The organism is Pelagibius litoralis (assembly GCF_011683915.1).
Classification (GTDB): Bacteria; Pseudomonadota; Alphaproteobacteria; order Kiloniellales; family Kiloniellaceae; genus Pelagibius; species Pelagibius litoralis.
Genome location: NZ_JAAQPH010000001.1, coordinates 148,624 through 170,388, shown reverse-complemented (window position 1 = coordinate 170,388; position 21,765 = coordinate 148,624). Strand labels below are relative to the sequence as shown.

The window sequence follows — 21,765 nt, the reverse complement described above, 5'->3', positions numbered from 1 at the left end:
GACCATGGACTTTCTAGCCGAACTCCTTATCGCCGCCCTCATCGTTTTCGGGGGTGTCTTCGGCTTGGTTGGTTCTTACGGCCTGGCCAAGCTGCCCGACCTCATGACCCGCCTGCACGGCCCCACCAAGGCCACCACCCTGGGCGTCGGATCGGTTCTTATGGCCTCCATGGTTTTCATCCTGTGGGACAAAGGCACCCTCTCTGTCCATGAGCTGCTGGTCACGATCTTCCTTTTATTGACGGCCCCGATAACCGCCAATTTCATCGCCAAGTCGTTCCTGCACCGACAGGCGAACCCGGAGACCGACCTGCCGCCGACCGGCACGGAATGCGGTTGGGCGAGCTTCGACGTACCGCCGGATTCCGACGACGACGAGCCCAATTCCCTCACTATTCCGCGGCGCAACAAGGGCTGAGCCCCAAAACCCTGACCGTTTTGCCTTAGCCTGTCAGCGGCCGGCCATGGCCATGCGGGACTTGCGTCACAACGCCACCTCTCTATTATCTTCCCCTAACTGCATCGCTTAAGCGGCAGAAAAAGAATGAAGCTGAATTGCTTGGAACAAGGGAGGAAACCCACATGAAATCCAATACCCTGCCCCGAAGGGCGCGGGATATTTCCCGCTTGGTGCTGGCCGGCACTGCGGCCTGCATGCTGGCCACGGCCGGCGCTCAGGCCAAGGTCGAAGGCGACACCATCGTCCTCGGCTCGGCCATTTCTTTGACCGGCAAGTACTCGTCCAACGGCGTCGACACTCAGAACGGCTACGATCTTGCGGTGAAGAAGATCAACGAGATGGGCGGCGTCTCGGTCGGCGGCAAGAGCTACAAGCTCAAGGTCGAGTACTATGACGACGAATCGACACCTGCCCGGACCGCACAGCTGCTGGAGCGCCTGATCGAGCAGGACGGGGTGCGCTACATCCTCGGGCCCTACAGCTCGTCCACCACCATCGCCGCCGCCCCGGTCACCGAAAAGTACAAAGTCCCGATGATCGAGGCCGAAGGCGCTTCGCGCGCCCTCTTCAACAAGGGCTACAAGTACCTCTTCGCCGTGCTCTCGACATCGGAGCAATACCTGGCCAGCGCCGTCGACCTGGCTGCCGAGGTTGCCGAAAAGAGCGGCAAGAAACCTTCGGACGTGCGTGTCGCCCTGGTCTTCGAAAACGACGCCTTTTCGCTCGACGTGCGCGCGGGCGTTGTCGAAGACATGAAGAAGTACGGCATGCAGACCGTCATCGACGACAAGATGCCGGCCGATCTTTCGGACATTTCGTCGACGCTGACCAAGGTGAAGGCCGTGAAGCCGGACCTGCTGGTGATCTCCGGCCACAACAAGGGTGCCGTCACAGCAACCCGCCAGATGAAGGAGCTGCAGGTTTCCGTCCCGATGGTCGCCATGACCCACTGCGAAGGCGCCAAGGTGGTCGCGCAGTTCGGCTCCGCTGCCGACGGTTTCCTCTGTTCCACCCAGTGGGCTGAAACGCTGAGCTATGAGGACAAGTACTTCGGTTCCGCCTCGGACTTCGACAAAACCTTCAAGTCGAGCTTCGATGGCTACAAGAATGTTCCCTATCAATCGGCCCAGGCGGCGGCGGCCGTGATCGTCTGGAAGGAAGCCTTCGAGCAGGCTAATTCCCTGGATACCGAAAAAGTGCGCGATGCCATTGCCGCCACGGATATGATGACGTTCTATGGTCCCATCAAGTTCTCCGAGGCCGGCAACAACATCGCCAAACCGATGGTGCTGCGCCAGATCCAGAACGGTAAGTTCAATGTCGTTGCGCCCTCCAAGTGGGCGTCGCACGAACTGGTCTGGCCGCGCGAGGTCATGTACTGAGGTTTCGCCCTTCTGCCCCCGCCCCTGATACGGGCGGGGGCAAATCGTTTTCCCTTACCACGGGTTAGATTGGGCGAAGGACGCTTATGCTCGATAACATCGGCCTGCTGACGCTGGCGCCGGTCCTCAACATTCAGCTCCTGCTCGACGGGCTGTTCATCGGTGCGGTCTTTGTGCTTGCCGCCTATGGCCTCGCCCTGGTTTGGGGCGTGATGAACGTCAAGAACCTGGCGCAGGGCGAGTTTGTCATCATGGGCGGCTATTTCGCCTGGCATCTCGGCACCCTAGGCGTCCATCCGATCGCCTCCCTGCCGATCGTGATCGCCATCATGTTCGCCTTCGGCTGGCTGGTCTATGAGACGATCATCAAGTACGTGATCAGCCGCGACCTTTTCACCTCTTTGCTGGCGACCTTCGGCATCGCGCTTGTGGTGCAGCAGGGCCTCAATCTGGCCTATGGACCGGAAGTCAGAACGGCCGAGTCCGGGTTTTCCACCCATTCGCTCTTTGGCGGCCTCGTCACGGTGGCCGAGATCAAGATCGTGTCCTTCTGTCTGGCGCTCGGCCTGGCGGCGACGGTCATCCTGTTCATGAAAACCAGCCGCATGGGACAGGCGATCCGGGCGACGGCACAGGATGCCCGGGCCGCCAAGATCATGGGGATCGACACCGAACGGGTCTATGCCTTCACCTATGCGCTGAATGCGGCGATCTGCGGGGCCGCCGGGGTGCTGGTCTCGATGATCTGGGTGATCCAGCCCTTCTACGGCATTCCTCACTCGATCCGCGCTTTCGTGATCGTGACCGCGGCGGGATTGGGCAACATCCCCGGCGTCATCGTCGCCGGGCTCGGGCTCGGCGTTGCCGAGCAATACTCCGGCTTTGTCCTCGGCCTTGAATTCCAACAGGCCACGGCATTGATTCTTCTGCTGCTGGTGCTGATCTGGCGCCAGGTTCAGCTGGCGCGCTACAGACAAGTGGTGCAGTAAGCCATGACTGGAGATAATACCCTTCACGGTCCGGCCAGGACCGGCGGCGACGGCGTCCCACGGCGCAAGATCGCGATCAACGCTGACACCACGCCCTGGTACATCTATGCGGCCATCATCATCTTCGGTGTGGCGGCGCCCTTCATCTTCCCTGCCTACACCACGCAAATCGCGCTGCTGTGGCTGATGATCCTCTTTGCCCTGACCTGGGACATCTGCGGTGGACAGATGGGCTACAATTCCCTGGGCAACATCTTTTTCTTCGGCGCCGGGATGTATATCTCCGCGGTAATTCAAGTGGGCATGTTCACCGATGTCGGCACTTACACCTCCGCGCGCGGCGGCGAACAGCTGGTGCTCGATTACGGCGATTATTTCTTCAGTCTCTTCGTCGGCACCATCGCGGCGGCGATCGGCTGCGTCGTTTTGGCTATCGTGCTGGGCCGCATCGTCTTCGGCCTGCGTGGCCCCTATTTCGCGATCGGCACTCTCGGCCTTGCCCTCGCGGCACGTGAGCTGGCCGGCACCTGGGAGTGGATCGGCGGCGGCAGCGGCATCGCCATGCCGGTCTACCCGGGCCAGCCGCACGAGAAGTCGGTGGTGTTCTACATCCTGTTCCTGTTGCTTGCGGTCTTGACCTTCGTCTTCGTGCGTTGGCTCTACGCTACCCGTTTCGGGCTGGCCATCAACGCGATCCGCGACGACGAGGGAAAGGCCGAGGCCATGGGAATCCACACCCTGCGCCACAAGCTGGTCGCCTGGTCCTCTGCCGCTTTCCTGCTTGGTATGTCGGGTGCGATCTTCGGCAACCTGACCGGCTTCATCGAGCCCCTGGAAGTGGCCTTCCCGGCCGCGACCTTCGGCATCTTCATGGTCGTCATGGCGCTGCTCGGCGGCAAGGGCACCCTCTGGGGACCGGTCATCGGCGCCACCCTGTTTCATATCGTCAAGGAGGTGACCTGGACCTACCTGCTGGGCTGGCAATGGGTTGCCCTCGGCCTGCTGATCGTCATCAATGTGGTCTTCTTTCAAGAGGGCATCATGGGCTGGATGCAGCGCAAGTGGCCGGAACGCTTCGGCATCACCGTCGACCAACGTGTGTCGGCGGACAAAGCGGGCGAGGAGGCAAGCCGATGAGCCAGCCTTTGATTGCCGTCGAAAAGGTCTCCAAGTCGTTTGGCGGCGTGCGCGCCAACAGCGCGGTTTCGATCACCGTCGAGGAGGGAAAGATCACCGGGTTGATCGGCCCCAACGGCTCCGGCAAGACCACGCTGTTCAACTCCATTGTCGGCTATCATCCCATCGATTCCGGCTCCATCAAGTTCGAAGGGCGGGAGATCTCCAAGCTCCTCGTGCCGCAGATCGCGCGCCTCGGGCTGTTGCGCACCTTTCAGCAGACGCGCATCTACGCGGAAATGGATTGCGTGCAGAACATGCTGATCTCGGTGCCGCACCGCAACGCGACCCTGACCGACATGTTCCGGGCATATCCGGCCGAACTGCAGGACGAGGCTGAGCATCTGCTGGAGTTCGTCGGGCTCTATCAAAAACGCCACCTGATCTCCGGCGACCTCTCCTTCGGTCAGCAAAAGCTGCTGGAGTTCGCCATGGCCCTGATGAACAAGCCCAAGGTTCTTTTGCTCGATGAGCCTACGGCAGGCATCAATCCGACGCTGATCAACGGTCTGATCGACCGCCTCAAACGGGCCAATCAGGAGTTCGGCATCACCCTTTTCGTCATTGAACACAACATGCGCGTGGTCATGAACCTGGCGGAAAACATCTACTGCCTTGCCCATGGGGAGCTGCTGGCCGAAGGGCACCCCGAGGAAATCCAGAACGATCAACGCGTCATCGACGCTTATCTGGGGGCTCATTGATGACCGCTGACAGCGATCAGGACGAAACCGGCCAAGACGGGACCGGCAAAGTCCGCGGCTATGGACATGGCGGTGTAGACACCGTCATTTCAGTCGAAGATGTGAACCGCCAGGCCGCCGCCCTGGCCGTTTCAGGCATCCCCGAGGGGCGCGTCGCGGCCCTCGCCGGCGATCGGCCCTTCCTAGCCATCGACAGTCTGCGGGCCGGCTACGGCAAGATGGAGATCCTGCACGATTTCAACCTGCAGGTCGGCCGCGGTCAGTCGCTGTGCCTCATCGGCCCCAATGGTGCCGGCAAATCGACGGTGCTGCACTCCATCTTCGGCTTCACCAACATTTTCGGCGGCTCGATTGCCGTCGACGGCAAGAATGTCACCAGGCTTTCCCCCAAAGACAAGCTGCGCACCGCCGGCGTCGCTTACATCCTGCAGGACAAGTCGGTGTTTCCGGGCATGACGGTGGAGGAAAACCTCTGGATGGGCGGCTATCTGATGGACAAGCCGGCCCAGGCCAAGCAGAAGGCCGAGGAGATCTTCGCCAAGTACCCGCGCCTGGCCGAGCGCCGGCGTCATGCCGCGAAAGTGCTGTCCGGCGGAGAACGCCGCCTGCTCGAAATATCGCGCGCCCTGGTCATGGACCCCGAAGTCCTGCTGGTCGACGAACCCTCCATCGGCCTGGAGCCGCGCTTTATCGACATGGTTTTCGAAATTCTGCACGACCTGCAGAGAAACGAAGGCAAAACCATCATCATGGTGGAGCAGAATGCCAAGAAAGGGCTGGAGTTTGCGGACATCGGCTATGTCCTGGTATCCGGCGAACTGGCCATGGCCGACACCGGGGACCGTCTGCTCGAAGATCCGCAGGTCGGCCGCCTGTTCCTGGGCGGCTAGTCCTTGGGCGGCTGGGCGCGTACGATCTGGGGGCCGGCGATCTGGGGGCCGGCGATCTGGGGGATAGTATCCCCCGCCGCGCTCCGCTAATCTTGCCGGTCAGTCACAACCGCGTCCCTAGAATGAAAGCCGTTAGACTATGAAAATGACCGGCCAATACCGGATCGAAGCAACAAAGGAGGCCGTCTGGACGGCGCTCAACGACGTCGAGGTCCTGCGCGTCTGCATTCCCGGCGTCGAGGAAATCGAAAAAACCTCTGATACGTCCTTTACTGCAAAGGTCCGCGCCAAGGTCGGCCCGGTTTCCGCGCGTTTCGCTGGGAATGTGACCCTCAGCGATCTCGACCCGCCTAACGGCTATACGATTTCCGGCGAGGGCAAGGGTGGCGCTGCCGGCTTCGCCAAGGGCGGCGCCAAGGTCCACCTGGAGGAAGACGGCGGCGCGACCCTGTTGAACTACGATGTCGATGCCCAGGTCGGCGGCAAGCTGGCGCAGATCGGCTCCCGCCTGATCGACGGGACCGCCAAGAAGATGGCCGACGATTTCTTTTCGCGCTTCGCCGAGACGGTGAGCGGTGGTGCGCCGGAAACCGAGGCAGCGGCACCGCAAGAGCCGGCTCATCCCGCGGCGCAACAGAAAGATGCCGTGCCGGCAGAGAGTACAAGCGCCCCGGATGCTGATGCCGATGCCGATGTGGGCGCCGGGGCCTCCATGGGTGTCTGGGTGACCGGCATCCTGGTCGCCGTGCTAATCCTGGTTGCCATCTTTGCGCTGTAACTATCGGTAACGCAGAAATTTCATGGAAAGAGGGTGCCGCACCCCTTGACCTGAAACCCTCTCGGCAACAGACTTAGTGCGGCAGGAAAAACACTTATGCCCGGAACCGCAGGGAAACCGGGCAATCAGAAACAATAAAAAAGCCGAACGCTTCGTTCGGAGGTCAATACAAGGGAGATCCCCATGCCCACTGTTTCGATGACAGTCAATGGGCGGGCGGTTACGGGCGATGTTGAAGGCCGTACCCTGCTCGTTCAGTTTTTGCGTGAACAGCTTGCGCTGACCGGCACCCATATCGGATGCGATACCAGCCAATGTGGCGCCTGCGTCGTGCATGTCGACGGCCAGTCGGTGAAGAGCTGCACCCTGTTGGCGCTGCAGGCCGACGGCAGCGAGGTGACCACCATCGAGGGGCTGGCGGCCAGCAATGGCGACCTCCACCCGATGCAGGAGGCTTTTCGCGAGCATCACGGCCTGCAATGCGGTTTCTGCACGCCGGGCATGGTGATGTCCGCCGTCGACCTGCTGAACAAGAATCCCAATCCTGACGAAGGCGAAATCCGTGAATGGCTGGAAGGCAACATCTGCCGTTGCACCGGCTACCACAACATCGTCAAGGCGATCCAAAGCGCCGCAGAAAACATGAGGGGATAGGGCAATGCCAGACACAGGAATCGGCGCCAGCGTAAAGCGCAAGGAAGACTTCCGCTTTCTCACCGGCCAGGGGCGCTATACCGACGATATCAACCGGCCGGGCCAGCTGCACGCCTACTTCGTGCGTTCGCCCCACGCCCATGCCACTATCAAAGGCGTCAACAAAACGGCCGCCGAGGCGGCAGAGGGTGTCGTCGCGGTTTTCACCGGCGCCGATATGGCTGCCGACAATGTCGGCTCCCTGCCCTGCGGCTGGGTGGTCAACGACCGTCACGGCGACCCGCACAAAGCGCCGCCGCATTTCCCGCTGGCGCGCGACAAGGCCCGCTACGTCGGCGACCATGTCGCCGTGGTCATCGCCAAAACCTATGATGCGGCGCGCAACGCCGGGGAGCTGGTGGAAGTCGACTACGGCGAACTGCCCGCCGTAGCGGAAACCGGCAAGGCGCAGGACGGCAGCGCACAACAGCTTCACGACGAAGCGCCGAACAACCTCTGCTACGACTGGGTGCTGGGCGACGAGGCCGAGGCCGACGCGGCTTTCGCCAAGGCGCATCACATCACCAAGATCGATCTGATCAACAACCGCCTGATCCCCAATGCGATGGAACCGCGTGCTGCCCTAGGCGAGTACGATGGCGGTACCGACAGCTTTACGCTCTATTCCACCAGCCAGAACCCGCATTTGCTGAAACTCATCCTCTGCGCTTTCGTTTTTGGGATGAATGAGAACAAGCTTCGGGTTATCGCGCCGGACGTGGGCGGCGGCTTCGGCTCCAAGATCTTCTGCTACGCCGAAGAAACGGTCTGCATGTGGGCCTCGAAGAAAGTCCGGGCGCCGGTCAAGTGGACGGCCGATCGCTCCGAGAGCTTCACCTCCGATGCCCATGGCCGCGATCACGTCACTCATGCCGAACTGGCAATGGACGAGAACGGCAAGTTCCTGGGCATGAAGGTCGACACCACGGCGAACATGGGCGCCTATCTGTCCAGTTTCTCGACCTCCGTGCCGACCTATCTATACGCGACCCTGCTGGCCGGCCAGTACACCACCCCGGTGATCTTCGCCAACGTGAAAGCGGTCTTCACCAACACCGCCCCGGTTGACGCCTACCGCGGCGCCGGGCGGCCGGAAGCGACCTACGTGGTCGAGCGGCTGGTCGAGGTGGCGGCACGGGAGATGGGGATCGACCCTGCGGAAATCCGCCGCCGCAACTTCATCCAGCCGGACCAGTTCCCCTACCAGACGCCGGTCGCGCTGCAATATGACATCGGTGATTACGAAGCCTCGATGAGCAAGGCCCTGGAGATGATCGATTACGATGGCTTTGCCGCGCGCCGGTCGGCCTCCGAAGCCAAGGGCAAGCTGAGGGGGATCGGCTTCTCCTCTTACATCGAGGCCTGCGGCATCGCCCCCTCGGCGGTGGTCGGCTCTCTCGGCGCCGGCGTCGGCCTTTGGGAATCGGCCCAGGTGCGTTTCAACGCCACCGGCTCGGTCTCGGTTTTCACCGGCTCCCACAGCCATGGCCAGGGTCACGAAACGACTTTCTCCCAATTGGTGGCCGAAACCCTGGGCATTCCGATTGAGAACGTCGAGATCGTGCACGGCGATACCGGCTCGATCCCCATGGGTATGGGCACCTACGGCTCCCGCTCTCTGGCAGTCGGCGGTTCGGCAATCTCGCGCGCCTGCGACAAGATCATCGAAAAGTCGCGCAAGATCGCAGCTCATCTGATGGAAGCCTCGGTAGAAGATGTGGAGTTCGACGCCGGAACCTTCCGCGTTGCCGGCACAGACAAGGAAAAGTCGATCGCCGAGATCGCCTTTACCGCCTATGTACCCCACAACTATCCCGAGGATGTGGAACCCGGCCTCGACGAGACGGCGTTCTACGATCCGCTGAACTTCACCTATCCGGCCGGCCTGCACATCTGCGAGGTCGAGATCGACCCCGCGACCGGCGTCACCGAAATCGTCGACTGGGTTGCCGTCGACGACTTCGGCAAGGTGATCAACCCGATGGTTGTCGAGGGCCAGGTCCATGGCGGCATCGCCCAGGGCGTCGGCCAGGCACTGCTTGAAAACTGCGTTTACGACAAGGACAGCGGGCAGCTTCTGACCGGTTCCTACATGGACTACTGCATGCCGCGGGCCGACGATCTGCCGTCCTTCCGGGTCGGACTGACCGAAACGGCCTGTACCCACAATCCCTTGGGCGTAAAGGGTTGCGGCGAGGCGGGCGCCATTGCGGCACCGGCGGCCACGATCAACGCCATTACCAATGCCCTCGGCATTCTGTCCATGGACATGCCTGCCAGTCCTGAGAAGGTCTGGCGCCTGGCCAATGAACCGAAGATGGCCGCGGAATAAGGGGAGACAGAGAAAATGTACAACTTCAATCATCACCGGCCAGGCTCGGTCGATGCCGCCGCAGCCGCCCTTTCCAGCGCCGACGACGGCAAAATCCTGGCCGGCGGCATGACCCTGTTGCCGACGCTGAAGCAGCGGCTTGCCAACCCTTCGGACCTTGTCGACCTCGGCGGCATTGCCGATTTGAAGGGCATCCGCGAGGATGGCGGTTCCCTGATCGTCGGGGCCATGACCACCCATGCGGCGGTTGCCGACGATGCCACGGTAAAGGCCAAAATCCCGGCCCTCGCCGCCCTGGCGGAGGGGATCGGCGATGCCCAGGTGCGTAACTGCGGCACCATCGGCGGCTCGGTGGCCAACAACGATCCGGCAGCGGACTACCCCGCGGCCCTGGTCGGGCTCGACGCCACCGTGCACACCAACAAGCGCCAGATCGCAGCGGACGACTTTTTTACGGGGATGTTCGAAACCGCGCTGGACGAGGGCGAGATCATCACCGCGGTGGCCTTTCCGATTCCCGAGAAGGCCGGCTATGCGAAGTTTGCCAATCCGGCGTCGCGCTATGCCATCGTCGGCGTGATGGTCGCCAAGGGCCCGGCGGGGACCCGCGTGGCAGTTACCGGTGCAGGCCCCAGCGTATTTAGGCTCGGCGATGCCGAGTCCGCCCTGAGCGGCGGCATCTCCGCCGATGCGGTGAGCGGCGTCAGCGTCGCAGCGGACGGTCTGAACAGCGACCTGCATGCCTCTTCCGAGTACCGGGCAAATCTGGTGTCGGTCATGCTGCGCCGGGCAGCCGCAGCTGCGGCAGGCTAAGCGTTCGGGCAGTTGTGTTTTCCAAGGGGCCGGCTCTGCAGGGGCCGGCCCTACCTTTTTCCGTTTCCATAGCCGGTCCGCGCTGCGTTAGCCTGCGCCCATGACCAGCCCATCTCCTACCCAGAAAGCCCAGGACAAGCGCCGCGGATTGCGGTGGCTTGCCTATGGGGGGGCTACGCTGCTGGTTCTCCTGGCCGCGGGTCTGCTGTTCCGCCAGGAAATCGCGGGCGGACTGGCCCGGGCCTACCTGGAGGGGCAAGATGTCGAGGTCGGCTCTCTGCAGGTCAACCGGCTGACAAGCGACACCATCGTGCTCGACGCGCTCATCCTGGGCACAGAGGACGAGATTACGGCAGAAAGTATTCAGCTGGTCTTCACGCCCAACCTGTTGTCCGGCAGGCCGACGCGTGTCGAAATCGACAGCCTCACTCTGCAGCTGGACCTGACCGGGAACGGCCCGCTGCTTGGCAGTTTACAGCCCTTGATCGACCAGCACGCCGCCGCGCCATCAGATGCACCCTCCGAGGACAATCAGTTTGGCGCAGTCCCCACGGTTCGTCTGAACGGGGCAGAGATCGTCGCCCGGACAGGAGCCGGGCCAATGGTTGTCGATATCGAAGGGGGATTTGGACCGCAGGACGATGGCAGCCTGACAGGACGGCTTTCAGCCCAGGCCATGACCGACCTTGGCCGACTTTCCGCTGGCATCAGCGGGCATTTGGGCCCGGACGGCGCCCTTTCGGTGAAGGCGCGCATCGATGACGGACAGATCGACTGGCAGGAGATTGCCATCGGGCAGCTCACCGGGTTCCTTGACGTGGCGCTGACGCCAGACGGCAAACCTCAGATCTCTGCTGATTTCAAACTCGCAGACCTGATTTACCGGCCCGCTGACGACCAGCCACTCGATCTTACCGCCGGTACCATAGCCGCCGAGGGTGGGCTCTCGGACTTCACCCTCAAGGCGACGCTTGCCGGCAAAGGCGAGAGCCTACAGCTTGACCTTGCAGGCGGTATCAATGAAACCGCATCACTTCGCCAAATGGTGCTGGCCGTAGAAGCCGAACTGCGCACCGCGGGCGCGCTGGCCGGTTACCTGCCGCTGCCGGGAGTAACGGTCAACAAGGGCGGCCTGACTTTGGTGGCGGAGGCGGCCGCGGCGCTTCCCCGCCTACTGCCCTGGCCGACAGGCTGGCAGGACATCCCGCCCTTGTTGCAAAGCGCCACCGCTTCCTTCAGCGGCGATGTCATCCTCGCCGATGTCGCATTGGCCGACCGCAGCAGCGGCCTCTCCGCCCACCTGCCCTTCGCCGCAAATCTGCAGGACAACCGGCTGGCAATAAGTCTGCGCGAAGACGGCGAAGCACGCATCGAACAGCCGGCGGCCGAGCGCCTCCTCAGCCTGGGCGTTCCCGGTGACCTGCTGCCTCTGTTGCAGTCCGGCCTGTCTGTATCCCTGGCGTCGAAGGGACCGCAGCCCTTCCATCTGGCGATGACGCCTGCCTGGCCCATAGCGGCAGCCGAGCTTGCCGCCGTCGCAAGCCTGACCAGCGAACAGGGGCTCTCCGCCACGGTCGCACTCGACGGCGACGCGGATCTGGGCGGGAGCGGAACGATCACCCGTTTTGACGCTACGGGAACCGCTACGGCAAAAGCCGAGCGCCTCACCCTGGGTGACCAGAAAGTCCGCGACCTCTCCCTTGAGCTGCCTCTCAACCTCCGCTTCGGCACTGAGGGCTTGATGCTGGCCTTGGCCGGTGACGGCAAAGCCGGCGTGCGTCAGCTGGGCGGCGACCTGCCGCTGCGACTGAACAAGCCGCTCGACCTCATCATCGATCAAGCCGAACTGCAGCAGGGCCTGAACGATCCAAGCTATCGGTACCGCCTGCGCAGCCGCGCCCTGTCAGTCGATGCGGGCCTGGAACCCGCAGCCGGCGATCCCTTGGCCATTGCCCTTGAACGGGCGGCGGTAACCGTCGACGGCCGCTTCGACCCCGCCCAGGGCCACGACGCCACGGTGGAAGCCAAGATCGACGGGATCAGGATCCCGAGCTACGCGCTGAAAGCCGATGGCCTGACCACGAAGACCCGCCTTGACCGGGACCTGAGGCCGGTCGAGAGCCGCTTTGCGGCGGGGCCCGTCGTGCTGGGCGGCGATCAGCCCATGCTGGCGCCCCTGACGGTCGACGGGACGCTCCGCCGCCGTGGCAGTGGCTACGACATCACCACCAATGCGGCGCTTATGGAGGGCCCAAGGCTTGGCGAGCTCAGCACGCGCTACAACGACGACGGCAGGGCCGCCGCACGCCTGACAGTCGCCCCCCTGCTCTTCACACCGGAGGGGCTTCAGCCGTCTGATGTCTCCGGCCTGCTGGACGGATTGATGGAGGTCTCCGGCCAAGTCTCCGGTACCGCCGAGCTTGCCTGGCCCCTCAACACGGCGGCGGAACGCGGTACCCTCGGAATACAGAACCTGTCTTTCACCAGCCAGGGCATCAAGGTCGAGGGGATCTCGCTCGATCTGGCACTGCAGAGCCTCGTCCCGCTCAGCAGCGCAGCGGATCAGCGCCTGACCATCAGGCGGATCGACGCCGGCGCCCCCATCGATAATGCCGAGCTTCGTTTCAGCCTGGATCAGGAGCCAGGCCCTCATCTGGAAATCGCCGGGGGTGGCTTCAGACTGGCCGGCGCCGACTGGACCCTGGAGCCGACACGCCTGGACCCGGCGGCGAGCGAGAACGCCATGGTCCTGGCAACAGACAACCTGGACCTGGCGATCTTCTTCGCCCTGGTCGAGGTCGACGGGCTGTCGGGCAGCGGCATTCTGGCGGGACGCATTCCGGTGGTCTTCGAAGGCGATGCGGTCGTCGTCGCCGACGGCGCACTGGCCGCCCAGGCCCCGGGCCGGCTTTCCCTGCGCTCACCCACCCTGGCCGCGGCGCTTGGCGGCGGCGGCAAGACGGTCGAACTTGCGATCAAGGCCTTGGAGGACTTTCGTTATGAAACCCTCTCAATCAAGCTCAACAAATCCGCCCGCAACGAAGCCCAGATCCTACTCTCGATCCTCGGCAGCAATCCGGCAGTGCTGGACGGTCAGCCCTTTCAATTCAATATCAATCTGGAGAGTAATCTGACCAGCGTCCTGGAAGCTCTGCGCCAGGGTTATTCGTTGTCCGACGAGGCTCTGCGTCGGGCCTGGCGCTTACGCGAGTGAGCGGGGTGGCCGCTGGGCGGGGATGCAGCGGGCGAAAGCCGCGTAGTACCACAGGGTCGTTGGATAGGGGCCCATCAGGCTGATATGATATTCCCGGCTTTCTTTCCCGAAAGCTGAATTCTGAGGGGAGATAAGGATTTGTACCTCGTTTCCGGTCGCGACGCGGCCCTCACCGGAGCATTGCTCTGCCTGGCTCTTTCCGCCTGCACCCCAACGGTCCAGGTGGAGGCACCGAAGGAGCCCATCACGATAAACCTGAATGTCAAATTAGACGCCGAAGTCCGTGTAAAACTTGAAGAACAGGCCGATAAGGACATTCAAAGCAATCCGGATATCTTTTGACCTGCGCAAGCGCGAAAGCGGCAGGCCGCACTGGAAAAAGAGCTGAGACAACTCCGAAGGAAGATGGCATGACGAGGTTCTGGTCCTCCCTATTCACCCTTTTGGCCGCGATTATCGTGGCCTTGCCGATGCTGACGGCGCCGGCAGCCGCCCAGTCCCTGGACGATCTGCGCGCCAGCGGCAAGGTCGGCGAACGCTTCGACGGCCTGGCGGTCGCGCGCGACTCGGCCTTTGCCGATTTCGTCGACGAAGTGAACGCCAAGCGTCAGGCAATCTATGCAGAACAAGCCGGCAAGCAGGGTATTCCGGCAAGTCAGGTCGGCGCCGTCTACGCGCAGGAGATCATTGAACAGGTGCCCGACGGTACTTGGATTTTGACAGACCAGGGCGAATGGCGGCAAAAGTAGTCACACTCTGCTAGAAGAGCAGCCGTCACCGCCCCAGCACCACAGCATGAGACCCAAAACCATGGGCGAGCAAAGCCCCCTTCCCGTGTCCGTCGACGAAACGCTCGCGCTGCTGTCGAGCGGCGACTACGTCGGCGAGCGCAGCCTGGCGACGGTATTGTTTCTGGCGCTGAAGCTGGGTCGTCCCCTGTTTCTGGAGGGCGAAGCCGGCGTCGGTAAAACCGAAATCGCCAAGGTTCTCGCCGATACCCTTGGGCGCCGCCTGGTCCGGCTGCAGTGCTACGAAGGGCTCGACGTTTCCGCCGCCGTCTATGAGTGGAACTATCCCCGCCAAATGGTGGAGATCCGGGTTGCCGAGGCCGCCGGTGCCGGCGACCGCGCCAGCCTCACCAACGACATCTTCGACGAGCGTTTCCTGATTGAGCGCCCGCTGCTGCAGGCCCTCAGGCCCGATGACCGCGGCGCGCCGGTTCTCCTCATCGACGAGTTGGACCGCACCGACGAACCCTTCGAAGCCTTCCTGCTGGAAGTGCTGTCGGACTATCAGATCACCATTCCCGAGCTGGGCAGCATTGCTGCGGCTTCGCCGCCCATCGTGATCGTCACCTCCAACCGCACGCGGGAAATCCATGACGCCCTGAAACGGCGCTGTCTCTACCACTGGATCGACTATCCTTCGGCGGAGCGCGAGTTGGAGATCCTGACCGTCAAAGCCCCGGGGGCACCGGCGAAACTGTCGCGGGAGATCGTTTCCTTCGTGCAGGCGCTGCGCAAGGAAGACCTTTTCAAGCTGCCCGGCATCGCCGAGACCCTGGATTGGGCCGAGGCCCTCACCCAACTCGACAAGGTCGCCCTCGATCCCCAGGCCATCGACGACACGCTGGGCGTCCTGCTGAAGTATCAGGACGATATCGCCAAGATACAGGGCAGCGAGGCGGCCCGCCTGCTAAGCGACGTAAAGTCGGAACTGACCGGCGTCGCCATCGCCTGACCCCTCTAAAAGGCCAGTATCTTCAAGCCCCGGCGACACCGCCGGCACTGTCCGGGTGTTTCTGCCCAGCCTTCAACAACCGCCCCAGGTCACCAGAATCACACAGCCCCGGCGGTGCCCGGACACCATATGCTGTCAGACCCGAACGGCTATCAAATGACAAAACATGAATTTATCTCGTCGCCAGTCTCTGGCCGCGCTCGGCGCGCTTCTGACTTTACCCAGTTGGGCTCACGCTCAAACACCGGCGCTGCGTCTCGGCCCTGCCCGGCCCTTCGATTGGGGATGGCTGATCGATCACGCCAAGGCGCGGGCGGGACAGCCCTACAGCGAGCCGCCAAGGCCGGCTCCCGAACTGGTGGAGCAGATCGACTACGATGCGCACGGCAAGCTGCGTCTGAAGCCCGACTACGCGCTCTGGGGTCAGGAAGGCAGCGTCTATCCCATCACCTTTGTGCATATGGGCCGCTATTTCCCCAAGTCGATCCGCATGCACAAGGTCGAAAGCGGCCAGGCACAGGAAGTGCTCTACGATACCGATTACTTCACGGTTCCGGCCGATCATCCGGCGCAAGGCCTGCCGCCCGAGTCCTCGGCCTTCGCCGGATTCTGGGTTCAGGAGTCGCGGCGCTCCGGTGACTGGCGCCAGCGCGAACCCTGGGTAACCTTCGTCGGAGCCTCCTACTTCCGCAGCGTCGGCGCCCTCGGCCAGGTTGGACTCTCGGCAAGAGGGATCGCCCTCAATGTCGGCGATCCGGGTCCGGAAGAGTTCCCGGATTTCACACAGTTCTGGTTTACGCCGACGGTGCGCGAGGGTGACCCCCAGATCGTCTACGCGCTGTTGGAAGGGCCCAGCCTGACGGGCGCCTATCGCTTCGTCATGTCGCGCCAACGCGGCGTTGTCATGGAGGTCGAAAAGCGGCTCTTCATTCGCAATGACATCGCCCGCCTGGGTATCGCGCCGCTGACTTCGATGTTCTGGTACGGCGAGTACGGCGAACAGCGCCTCATGGACTGGCGGCCCGAAGTCCACGATTCCGACGGCCTGGCCCTCTGGACCGGCGCGGGTGAGCGCATCTGGCGGCCGCTGAACAACCCCCGCCGGCCGATCACCTCCAGTTTCCAGGATCGCGACCCGCTCGGCTACGGCCTCTCGCAGCGCGACCGCGACTACGACCACTATCTCGACGGGGTGAACTACCACCACCGCCCGACCTGCTGGATCGAACCTCTGGGGTCCTGGGGCAGCGGCGCGGTTCAGCTGGTCGAACTGCCGACCGACGATGAGATCCACGACAATATTGTCGCCTATTGGATGCCGTCGGAGCCGGCGCGCGCCGGCAGCAGCCTGACCTACCGCTACCGCCTGCACTGGGACGAGTTCGAGCCTTTCTATCCCGTGGTCGAACTGGCCCGCTGTGTGGCGACCCGCACGGGACGCGGCGGCGAGGCCGGCAAACCGCGCCCGCCGGGCGTGGTCAAATTCGCCATAGAGTTCGATGGCGCCAGCTTGGCCGATATCCCCTGGGGCGCCCGCCCCGAGGTGGTGGTGACCGCATCGCGCGGCGAGGTCAGCCTGACACGGTCAGACCCGGTCTGGTACACCCCGCGCTGGCTGGCGTCCTTTGACCTGACCGTTTCCGGCGACGAACCGGTCGAGCTGCGCTGCTACATGGAACTGGAAGGCAAGACCCTGACCGAGAACTGGCACTACCAGTATCATCCAGCCACATAACGCCTGTTGAGCTTCTACGGACCGTCCATCATGGCAGTCTGGAGATCAGGCGCCCAGTAAGCGATCACCGCTTCGACGTGACGCCGCAGGATGTCCGCCGCCTCGTCTGACCTGCCGCCGGCAATCGCTTCGAAGATCGCCCGGTGCTGATCGCGGCTCGGCCCGCGCTGATAGTCGTTGGCGGCAACCCCTTTGGCACGGGCCTCGTTGCCAAAGGTAAAGCGGTGCATGTGCAGGCAGCAGCGCGTCAGGATCGGCTCCAAAGCATGCATGCCCGAGGCACTGAAGAGGGCCAGATGGAATGCCCGGTCGAGATCGCTTTTTGCATAGGAATCGAGACGGTCCTCCGCCCCCTCAAGCTCTTCAAGCAGGCCGCCGATCTCATCCAGCTTGCGGCTGGTCATGGCGGGGATCGCCATCCTGATCCCGGTGGTCTCAATCTCGATGCGGATCTGGGCCATCTTCGCCGCCTCCGGCGCTGAGGTATCGGAAACAAGCGTTCCCTGATAGCCGCGGCGTGCCACCAGGCCATCCTGCTCCAGCCGCATCAGGGCTTCGCGTACCGGCCCCTGGCTGCACCCCATGGCCGCCGCTATCTGCTGTTCGATCAGGGCATCCCCCGCCTTGAAAGCGCGCAGCAGAATGGCCCTCTTGACCGCATGGTAGACGACATTGCCCTTGCGCTCGCGCGCCAAGGCCCAGGCGTTGTCGTTCAGAATTTCAGCAATTTCAGTCATCGGTTGACAGGCGTCTTGGTGTGTCTGAAAATATCATTATCAATAATGATAATACCTACAAAGCAGGGGCGAGACAAGCGGCTCACAGTGCCGGGGATTGCCGCGGAGAGGCAGATTTCATCTGATGCAGCACGGCATCCGCAGAGCCGTAGAGCGCTTTGCAGCGAAGACTTTCGGTGGTCTGCAGCGCTCGAGCCCGGCCGCCGGCGCGGGGCGAGAATCATGACCGCGCTGCTCGAAATCAAGGATCTCGTGGTCGAGTTCTCGACCCCCGGCGGGACCATACGGGCCGCCAATGCCGTTTCCTACGACGTCAATCCGGGCGAGATTGTTGCGGTGGTCGGCGAGTCCGGAAGCGGCAAATCGGTTACCGCCCTCTCCATCCTGCGCTTGATCCCGGATCCGCCGGGCCGGGTCTGCGGCGGCGAGATTCTTTTCCAGGGCGAAAACCTGCTGCAGTACAACGAGGAACAAATACGCCAGGTACGCGGCAGGCGCATTGGCATGATATTCCAGGAGCCGATGACCTCGCTCAATCCGGTGCTCTCCATCGGCCGACAGATGACCGAGGCCATGCGCCTGCATCTCGGCCTCACCGCGGCACAGGCCGATGCAAAGGCGATCGATCTTCTGAAACTGGTCGGCATCTCGGACCCGGAAAGCCGCCTGAAGGCCTATCCGCACCACCTGAGCGGCGGCATGCGCCAGCGGGTGATGATCGCCATGGCGCTGAGCTGCGATCCGCCGCTGATCATCGCCGACGAACCGACAACCGCCCTGGACGTTACCATCCAGGCCCAGATCCTCGAACTGATGAAGGATCTCTGCCGCCGCCTCGGCGTGGCCCTGGTGATCATCACCCACAACCTGGGCATCGTCGCGCGCTACGCCGACCGGGTGAACGTCATGTATGCCGGGCGCGTCGTCGAACGCGGCGGCGCAAGGGAAATCTATCGCCGCCCGAGCCATCCCTACACGATCGGCCTGCTCAATTCGGTGCCACGCCTCGACCGGCCACGGGGCTCGCCCCTGGACCCGATCCCCGGCAACCCGCCCGACCTTACGCTTCTTCCATCTGGCTGTGCCTTTCAACCGCGCTGTACGCACTGCACTGCCCATTGTGCTGCGGAAGCGCCGGCGCTGCTGCCGCTCGGCCAGGAACACTGGAGTGCCTGTTTTGAATCCGAAGGTCTTTACGGAGTTGCCGCAAAGTGACGATGGTTGACCCAGACGGCGGATCGACGCGGCGTCCCGGCAAGCCCCTGCTGGAGCTCTGCGATCTACGCAAACACTTCCCGATACGCCAAGGCGCGCTGTTCCAGCGCACCGTCGGACAAGCCAAGGCGGTCGACGGGGTCAGCCTCACCATTCGACGCGGCGAAACCCTGGGTCTGGTCGGTGAATCGGGCTGCGGCAAGTCGACCATCGGCCGTTGCATCCTGAAACTGGAAGAACCGACATCGGGAAAGATACTGTTCGACGGCGCCGATACGGCGGGCTTCGACCGGCAGGACACAGCGGCTTTCCGGCGGCGGGTGCAGGCAATCTTCCAGGACCCCTTCTCTTCCCTGAATCCGCGTATGAAAGTGGAAGACATCGTCGGCGAACCCCTGCTTGTGCATGGTGTCGAGCGGGAACATTCCGCCATTGCCGCAAGGGTGCGCCGGCTTCTCGATGTCTGCGGCCTTTCCGCGGGCCTGGCCGACCGCTACCCGCACGAGATGAGCGGCGGTCAGCGCCAGCGTGTGGGAATCGCCCGCGCCTTGGCGCTGCGCCCGGACCTGATCATCTGCGACGAAGCCGTGTCGGCTCTCGACGTCTCGATCCAGGCTCAGATCATTCGCCTTCTGGAAGACCTCAGGGACGAGTTTGACCTGACCTATCTGTTTATCGGTCACGACCTCAGCGTGGTGCGCCACATCTGCCACCGGGTCGCGGTCATGTACCTCGGCAAGCTGGTGGAACTCAGTGACTGCGACCGGCTGTTCGAAACGCCTCAACACCCCTACACAAAGGCTCTGCTCTCGGCGGTCCCGGTCCCGGATCCGGAGATAGAAGAGCGGCGCGAGCACCAGGTGCTGACCGGGGAAATCCCCAGCCCCACGAACCCGCCGAGCGGCTGCGTCTTTCATACACGCTGCCCGCTGGCCGATGCGGATTGCCGCAGTGTCGTACCGGAACTGAAGACAGTCGGGCCGGATCACGCCGCCGCCTGCCTGAAAATCGACCAACGCATTACAGAACCGGCGTGAGGACAGCGCCGGATAACAACCAAGAGACCATGTTCGAAGACAATCAGGGAAGTCTGACAGGAGAACGAGACAATGAAAAAATCAACAAACTTGACCGAGCGACAAAGAACTCAGATCGAAGACGATCTGAAGAATGCTTATGACTTCGATCCGCGCGACCCGCTGTTCGGCCTGAGCCGGGCAGAAATGTCCGGCCCGCGTCTGAAGCGCCGCGCGGTGCTTCGGCTCATGGCCGCATCCGGCACTCTGACAGCGGCGCAGCTTCTGCCCGGCCTGGGTGGCCTTGGCTCGGCCCGGGCGGACGGCCATGCGGGGGGAACCCTGAACTGCGGCTGGTCAGGGGTCGGCGAGATCCAGACCCTCGACCCGGCACAGATCAACCAGGTTCTGCAGTTCCAGATCTCCTCCAACGTGCTCAGCGGCCTCATGCACATCAATGCCGATCTGGTCGCCGAGGGTGATCTGGCGGAGAGCTGGACGGTCTCGGACGACGGCACCGAATACACCATGAAGCTGCGCGAGGGCGTCACCTTCCACAACGGCGATACCTGCGACGCCGACGACGTGCTCTTCACCTACGAGCGCTCGAAAGACCCGAACCAGTCGATCCACGGCCGGGTGCTGAACAACGTTGCCGGCTTGGAAAAAGTCGACGCCTATACCGTACGCTTCAAGCTGAAGAAGGCGCAGGCTTCGTTCCTGACCAAAGCGCTGGAACGCTCGAGCGGCCGGGCCATGACCATCGTCAGCCGCGGTGCCCTGGCATCCATGTCGCCCTCCGACTACGGCCTGATGCCGGTCGGCACCGGCCCCTTCCGTGTGACGTTCCATCAGCTTGGCCAGGGGGTCGTGCTGGAGAAGTTCGACAACTACTACGACCCGGAGCGCCCGAAGCTCGACAAGGTCATCATCAAGCCGATTTCCGCAGCCGAGCCTTTGGGGGCGGCCATGGAAGCAGGCGATATTCAGCTCATCGGCGGCAACCCGATCGCTCCGGAACTGATCGACCGTTTTGTGGCCAACCCCGACCTTGTGGTCGACGAGAAACCCGGGCCCGGCTTTCAGTCGCTCTGGATGAACCCCTGGCACGAGCACATGAAGGTCACCGACTTCAACAAGCCGCTGGACGAGTTGATGAAGGAGAAAGGCTTCAAGGTCCGCCTCGCTATCGCCAAGGCGCTGGACCGCGACCGTTACCTCAAGCAGGCCCAGTTCGGGCGCGGTACCGCAGCCTACGGGACCATCAATCCGGCCATGGGCTACTACTATGACGAGGCCTTGGCCGAAACCAGTGGCCAGAGTTTCGATCTGGAGGAAGCACGCCGCCTGATGGCCGAAGCGGGTTATCCCGACGGCGAGGGTTTTCCGACCCTGAAATTGATCACCACCCCCTCAAACCGACGGGAATCCCAGGTCGTCGCTTCGATCCTGAAGCGCAATCTCAACATCGATATCGAGCTGCTGACCAAGGAATTCTCGGTCGGCATCGAGGACTTCGACACCATGAACTGGGACATGCGCCGGGCCGGCAGCGGCGGCGACTACGACCCCGATGACGGCCTCGTCGACTGGATGCAGACGACCTCCAAGTTCAACGGCCGCAAACGCAACGAGAGCACCCATCCTTTCGGATACTTCTCCGAAGCGGAGGTCGATGCCCTAACGAATGAGCAAAGCGCCACGGCGGACATCGAAAAACGCCGTGAACTGGTGCAGAAGGCCAACAGGATCACCTCCGACAAAGTCGCCTGCGCCTTCCTCTATCATCCCTCTGACATCCTGGTGCACCACAAGTCGGTCAACTTCCCGGCCATCAGCCGCATTCCCGGCCTGGTGGACCTTGATCGCGTGACCCTGTCTTGACGTAACG

19 protein-coding genes are annotated in these 21,765 nt (G+C 62.8%); 18 read left to right on the top strand and 1 reads right to left on the bottom strand.

Going from position 1 to position 21,765, the window contains the following annotated elements:
• The first annotated feature begins 4 nt into the window (after positions 1–4).
• The 15 genes from HBA54_RS00850 to HBA54_RS00780 all read left to right on the top strand — a co-directional run bounded on the left by HBA54_RS00850 (position 5) and on the right by HBA54_RS00780 (position 16,906).
• Positions 5–418, top strand: coding sequence for a Na+/H+ antiporter subunit G (locus HBA54_RS00850; RefSeq protein ID WP_167220417.1), 414 nt, complete (start codon positions 5–7; stop codon positions 416–418).
• A 164-nt stretch (positions 419–582) separates the two neighbouring features.
• A complete protein-coding gene (locus tag HBA54_RS00845; protein WP_167220416.1) occupies positions 583–1,842 on the top strand; it encodes an amino acid ABC transporter substrate-binding protein in 1,260 nt (419 codons plus the stop codon).
• Between the two features lie 86 nt (positions 1,843–1,928).
• Positions 1,929–2,831, top strand: a complete 903-nt coding sequence (locus HBA54_RS00840; RefSeq protein ID WP_167220415.1) for a branched-chain amino acid ABC transporter permease — start codon at positions 1,929–1,931, stop codon at positions 2,829–2,831.
• 3 nt (positions 2,832–2,834) lie between these two features.
• Positions 2,835–3,968, top strand: coding sequence for a branched-chain amino acid ABC transporter permease (locus HBA54_RS00835; protein WP_167220414.1), 1,134 nt, complete (start codon positions 2,835–2,837; stop codon positions 3,966–3,968).
• Positions 3,965–4,711 (top strand): ABC transporter ATP-binding protein, encoded by a 747-nt coding sequence (locus tag HBA54_RS00830; protein ID WP_167220413.1) that lies wholly within the window; start codon positions 3,965–3,967, stop codon positions 4,709–4,711. The genes HBA54_RS00835 and HBA54_RS00830 overlap by 4 nt, the downstream gene beginning before the upstream one ends.
• Positions 4,711–5,601: an ABC transporter ATP-binding protein gene (locus HBA54_RS00825; protein WP_167220412.1), complete on the top strand. Its 891-nt coding sequence runs from the start codon at positions 4,711–4,713 to the stop codon at positions 5,599–5,601. Before HBA54_RS00830 ends, HBA54_RS00825 begins: the two co-directional genes overlap by 1 nt.
• A 139-nt stretch (positions 5,602–5,740) precedes the next feature.
• Positions 5,741–6,379: an SRPBCC family protein gene (locus tag HBA54_RS00820; RefSeq protein WP_167220411.1), complete on the top strand. Its 639-nt coding sequence runs from the start codon at positions 5,741–5,743 to the stop codon at positions 6,377–6,379.
• Positions 6,380–6,562: 183 nt separating this feature from the next.
• Positions 6,563–7,033 (top strand): (2Fe-2S)-binding protein, encoded by a 471-nt coding sequence (locus tag HBA54_RS00815; protein WP_167220410.1) that lies wholly within the window; start codon positions 6,563–6,565, stop codon positions 7,031–7,033.
• Between the two features lie 4 nt (positions 7,034–7,037).
• On the top strand, positions 7,038–9,404 hold the full coding sequence (locus tag HBA54_RS00810; protein WP_167220409.1) for a xanthine dehydrogenase family protein molybdopterin-binding subunit: 2,367 nt from the start codon (positions 7,038–7,040) through the stop codon (positions 9,402–9,404).
• A gap of 15 nt (positions 9,405–9,419) precedes the next feature.
• Positions 9,420–10,217: an FAD binding domain-containing protein gene (locus HBA54_RS00805; protein ID WP_167220408.1), complete on the top strand. Its 798-nt coding sequence runs from the start codon at positions 9,420–9,422 to the stop codon at positions 10,215–10,217.
• Between the two features lie 100 nt (positions 10,218–10,317).
• Positions 10,318–13,431, top strand: a complete 3,114-nt coding sequence (locus HBA54_RS00800; RefSeq protein ID WP_167220407.1) for an intermembrane phospholipid transport YdbH family protein — start codon at positions 10,318–10,320, stop codon at positions 13,429–13,431.
• A gap of 138 nt (positions 13,432–13,569) precedes the next feature.
• A complete protein-coding gene (locus HBA54_RS00795) occupies positions 13,570–13,773 on the top strand; it encodes a YnbE family lipoprotein (protein WP_240932433.1) in 204 nt (67 codons plus the stop codon).
• Between the two features lie 68 nt (positions 13,774–13,841).
• Positions 13,842–14,180 (top strand): YdbL family probable chaperone protein, encoded by a 339-nt coding sequence (locus HBA54_RS00790; RefSeq protein ID WP_167220406.1) that lies wholly within the window; start codon positions 13,842–13,844, stop codon positions 14,178–14,180.
• A gap of 61 nt (positions 14,181–14,241) precedes the next feature.
• Positions 14,242–15,171 (top strand): AAA family ATPase, encoded by a 930-nt coding sequence (locus HBA54_RS00785; RefSeq protein WP_167220877.1) that lies wholly within the window; start codon positions 14,242–14,244, stop codon positions 15,169–15,171.
• Between the two features lie 166 nt (positions 15,172–15,337).
• The gene (locus tag HBA54_RS00780; RefSeq protein ID WP_167220405.1) at positions 15,338–16,906 is read left to right on the top strand and encodes an OpgD/OpgG family glucan biosynthesis protein; all 1,569 of its coding nucleotides are present in this window, start codon (positions 15,338–15,340) and stop codon (positions 16,904–16,906) included.
• Positions 16,907–16,920: 14 nt separating this feature from the next.
• On the opposite strand, the gene HBA54_RS00775 is transcribed toward HBA54_RS00780, so the two are convergent.
• The gene (locus HBA54_RS00775; protein ID WP_167220404.1) at positions 16,921–17,643 is read right to left on the bottom strand and encodes a GntR family transcriptional regulator; all 723 of its coding nucleotides are present in this window, start codon (positions 17,641–17,643) and stop codon (positions 16,921–16,923) included.
• A gap of 222 nt (positions 17,644–17,865) precedes the next feature.
• On the opposite strand from HBA54_RS00775, the gene HBA54_RS00770 reads away from it, so the two are divergent.
• From HBA54_RS00770 to HBA54_RS00760, 3 genes are all read left to right on the top strand, one after another.
• Positions 17,866–18,858 carry an ABC transporter ATP-binding protein gene (locus tag HBA54_RS00770; RefSeq protein WP_167220403.1) on the top strand — a complete coding sequence of 331 codons (993 nt, stop codon included), beginning with the start codon at positions 17,866–17,868 and terminating at the stop codon, positions 18,856–18,858.
• A 2-nt stretch (positions 18,859–18,860) separates the two neighbouring features.
• Positions 18,861–19,895: an ABC transporter ATP-binding protein gene (locus HBA54_RS00765; RefSeq protein WP_167220402.1), complete on the top strand. Its 1,035-nt coding sequence runs from the start codon at positions 18,861–18,863 to the stop codon at positions 19,893–19,895.
• 72 nt (positions 19,896–19,967) lie between these two features.
• A complete protein-coding gene (locus tag HBA54_RS00760; RefSeq protein WP_167220401.1) occupies positions 19,968–21,758 on the top strand; it encodes an ABC transporter substrate-binding protein in 1,791 nt (596 codons plus the stop codon).
• The last annotated feature ends 7 nt before the right edge of the window (positions 21,759–21,765 follow it).

Coding starts and splice junctions, on each gene's coding strand:
- HBA54_RS00850 (WP_167220417.1), top strand. CDS start 5: ATGGACTTTCTAGCCGAACTCCTTATCGCCGCCCTCATCGTTTTCGGG.
- HBA54_RS00845 (WP_167220416.1), top strand. CDS start 583: ATGAAATCCAATACCCTGCCCCGAAGGGCGCGGGATATTTCCCGCTTG.
- HBA54_RS00840 (WP_167220415.1), top strand. CDS start 1,929: ATGCTCGATAACATCGGCCTGCTGACGCTGGCGCCGGTCCTCAACATT.
- HBA54_RS00835 (WP_167220414.1), top strand. CDS start 2,835: ATGACTGGAGATAATACCCTTCACGGTCCGGCCAGGACCGGCGGCGAC.
- HBA54_RS00830 (WP_167220413.1), top strand. CDS start 3,965: ATGAGCCAGCCTTTGATTGCCGTCGAAAAGGTCTCCAAGTCGTTTGGC.
- HBA54_RS00825 (WP_167220412.1), top strand. CDS start 4,711: ATGACCGCTGACAGCGATCAGGACGAAACCGGCCAAGACGGGACCGGC.
- HBA54_RS00820 (WP_167220411.1), top strand. CDS start 5,741: ATGAAAATGACCGGCCAATACCGGATCGAAGCAACAAAGGAGGCCGTC.
- HBA54_RS00815 (WP_167220410.1), top strand. CDS start 6,563: ATGCCCACTGTTTCGATGACAGTCAATGGGCGGGCGGTTACGGGCGAT.
- HBA54_RS00810 (WP_167220409.1), top strand. CDS start 7,038: ATGCCAGACACAGGAATCGGCGCCAGCGTAAAGCGCAAGGAAGACTTC.
- HBA54_RS00805 (WP_167220408.1), top strand. CDS start 9,420: ATGTACAACTTCAATCATCACCGGCCAGGCTCGGTCGATGCCGCCGCA.
- HBA54_RS00800 (WP_167220407.1), top strand. CDS start 10,318: ATGACCAGCCCATCTCCTACCCAGAAAGCCCAGGACAAGCGCCGCGGA.
- HBA54_RS00790 (WP_167220406.1), top strand. CDS start 13,842: ATGACGAGGTTCTGGTCCTCCCTATTCACCCTTTTGGCCGCGATTATC.
- HBA54_RS00785 (WP_167220877.1), top strand. CDS start 14,242: ATGGGCGAGCAAAGCCCCCTTCCCGTGTCCGTCGACGAAACGCTCGCG.
- HBA54_RS00780 (WP_167220405.1), top strand. CDS start 15,338: ATGAATTTATCTCGTCGCCAGTCTCTGGCCGCGCTCGGCGCGCTTCTG.
- HBA54_RS00775 (WP_167220404.1), bottom strand. CDS start 17,643: ATGACTGAAATTGCTGAAATTCTGAACGACAACGCCTGGGCCTTGGCG.
- HBA54_RS00770 (WP_167220403.1), top strand. CDS start 17,866: ATGACCGCGCTGCTCGAAATCAAGGATCTCGTGGTCGAGTTCTCGACC.
- HBA54_RS00765 (WP_167220402.1), top strand. CDS start 18,861: ATGGTTGACCCAGACGGCGGATCGACGCGGCGTCCCGGCAAGCCCCTG.
- HBA54_RS00760 (WP_167220401.1), top strand. CDS start 19,968: ATGAAAAAATCAACAAACTTGACCGAGCGACAAAGAACTCAGATCGAA.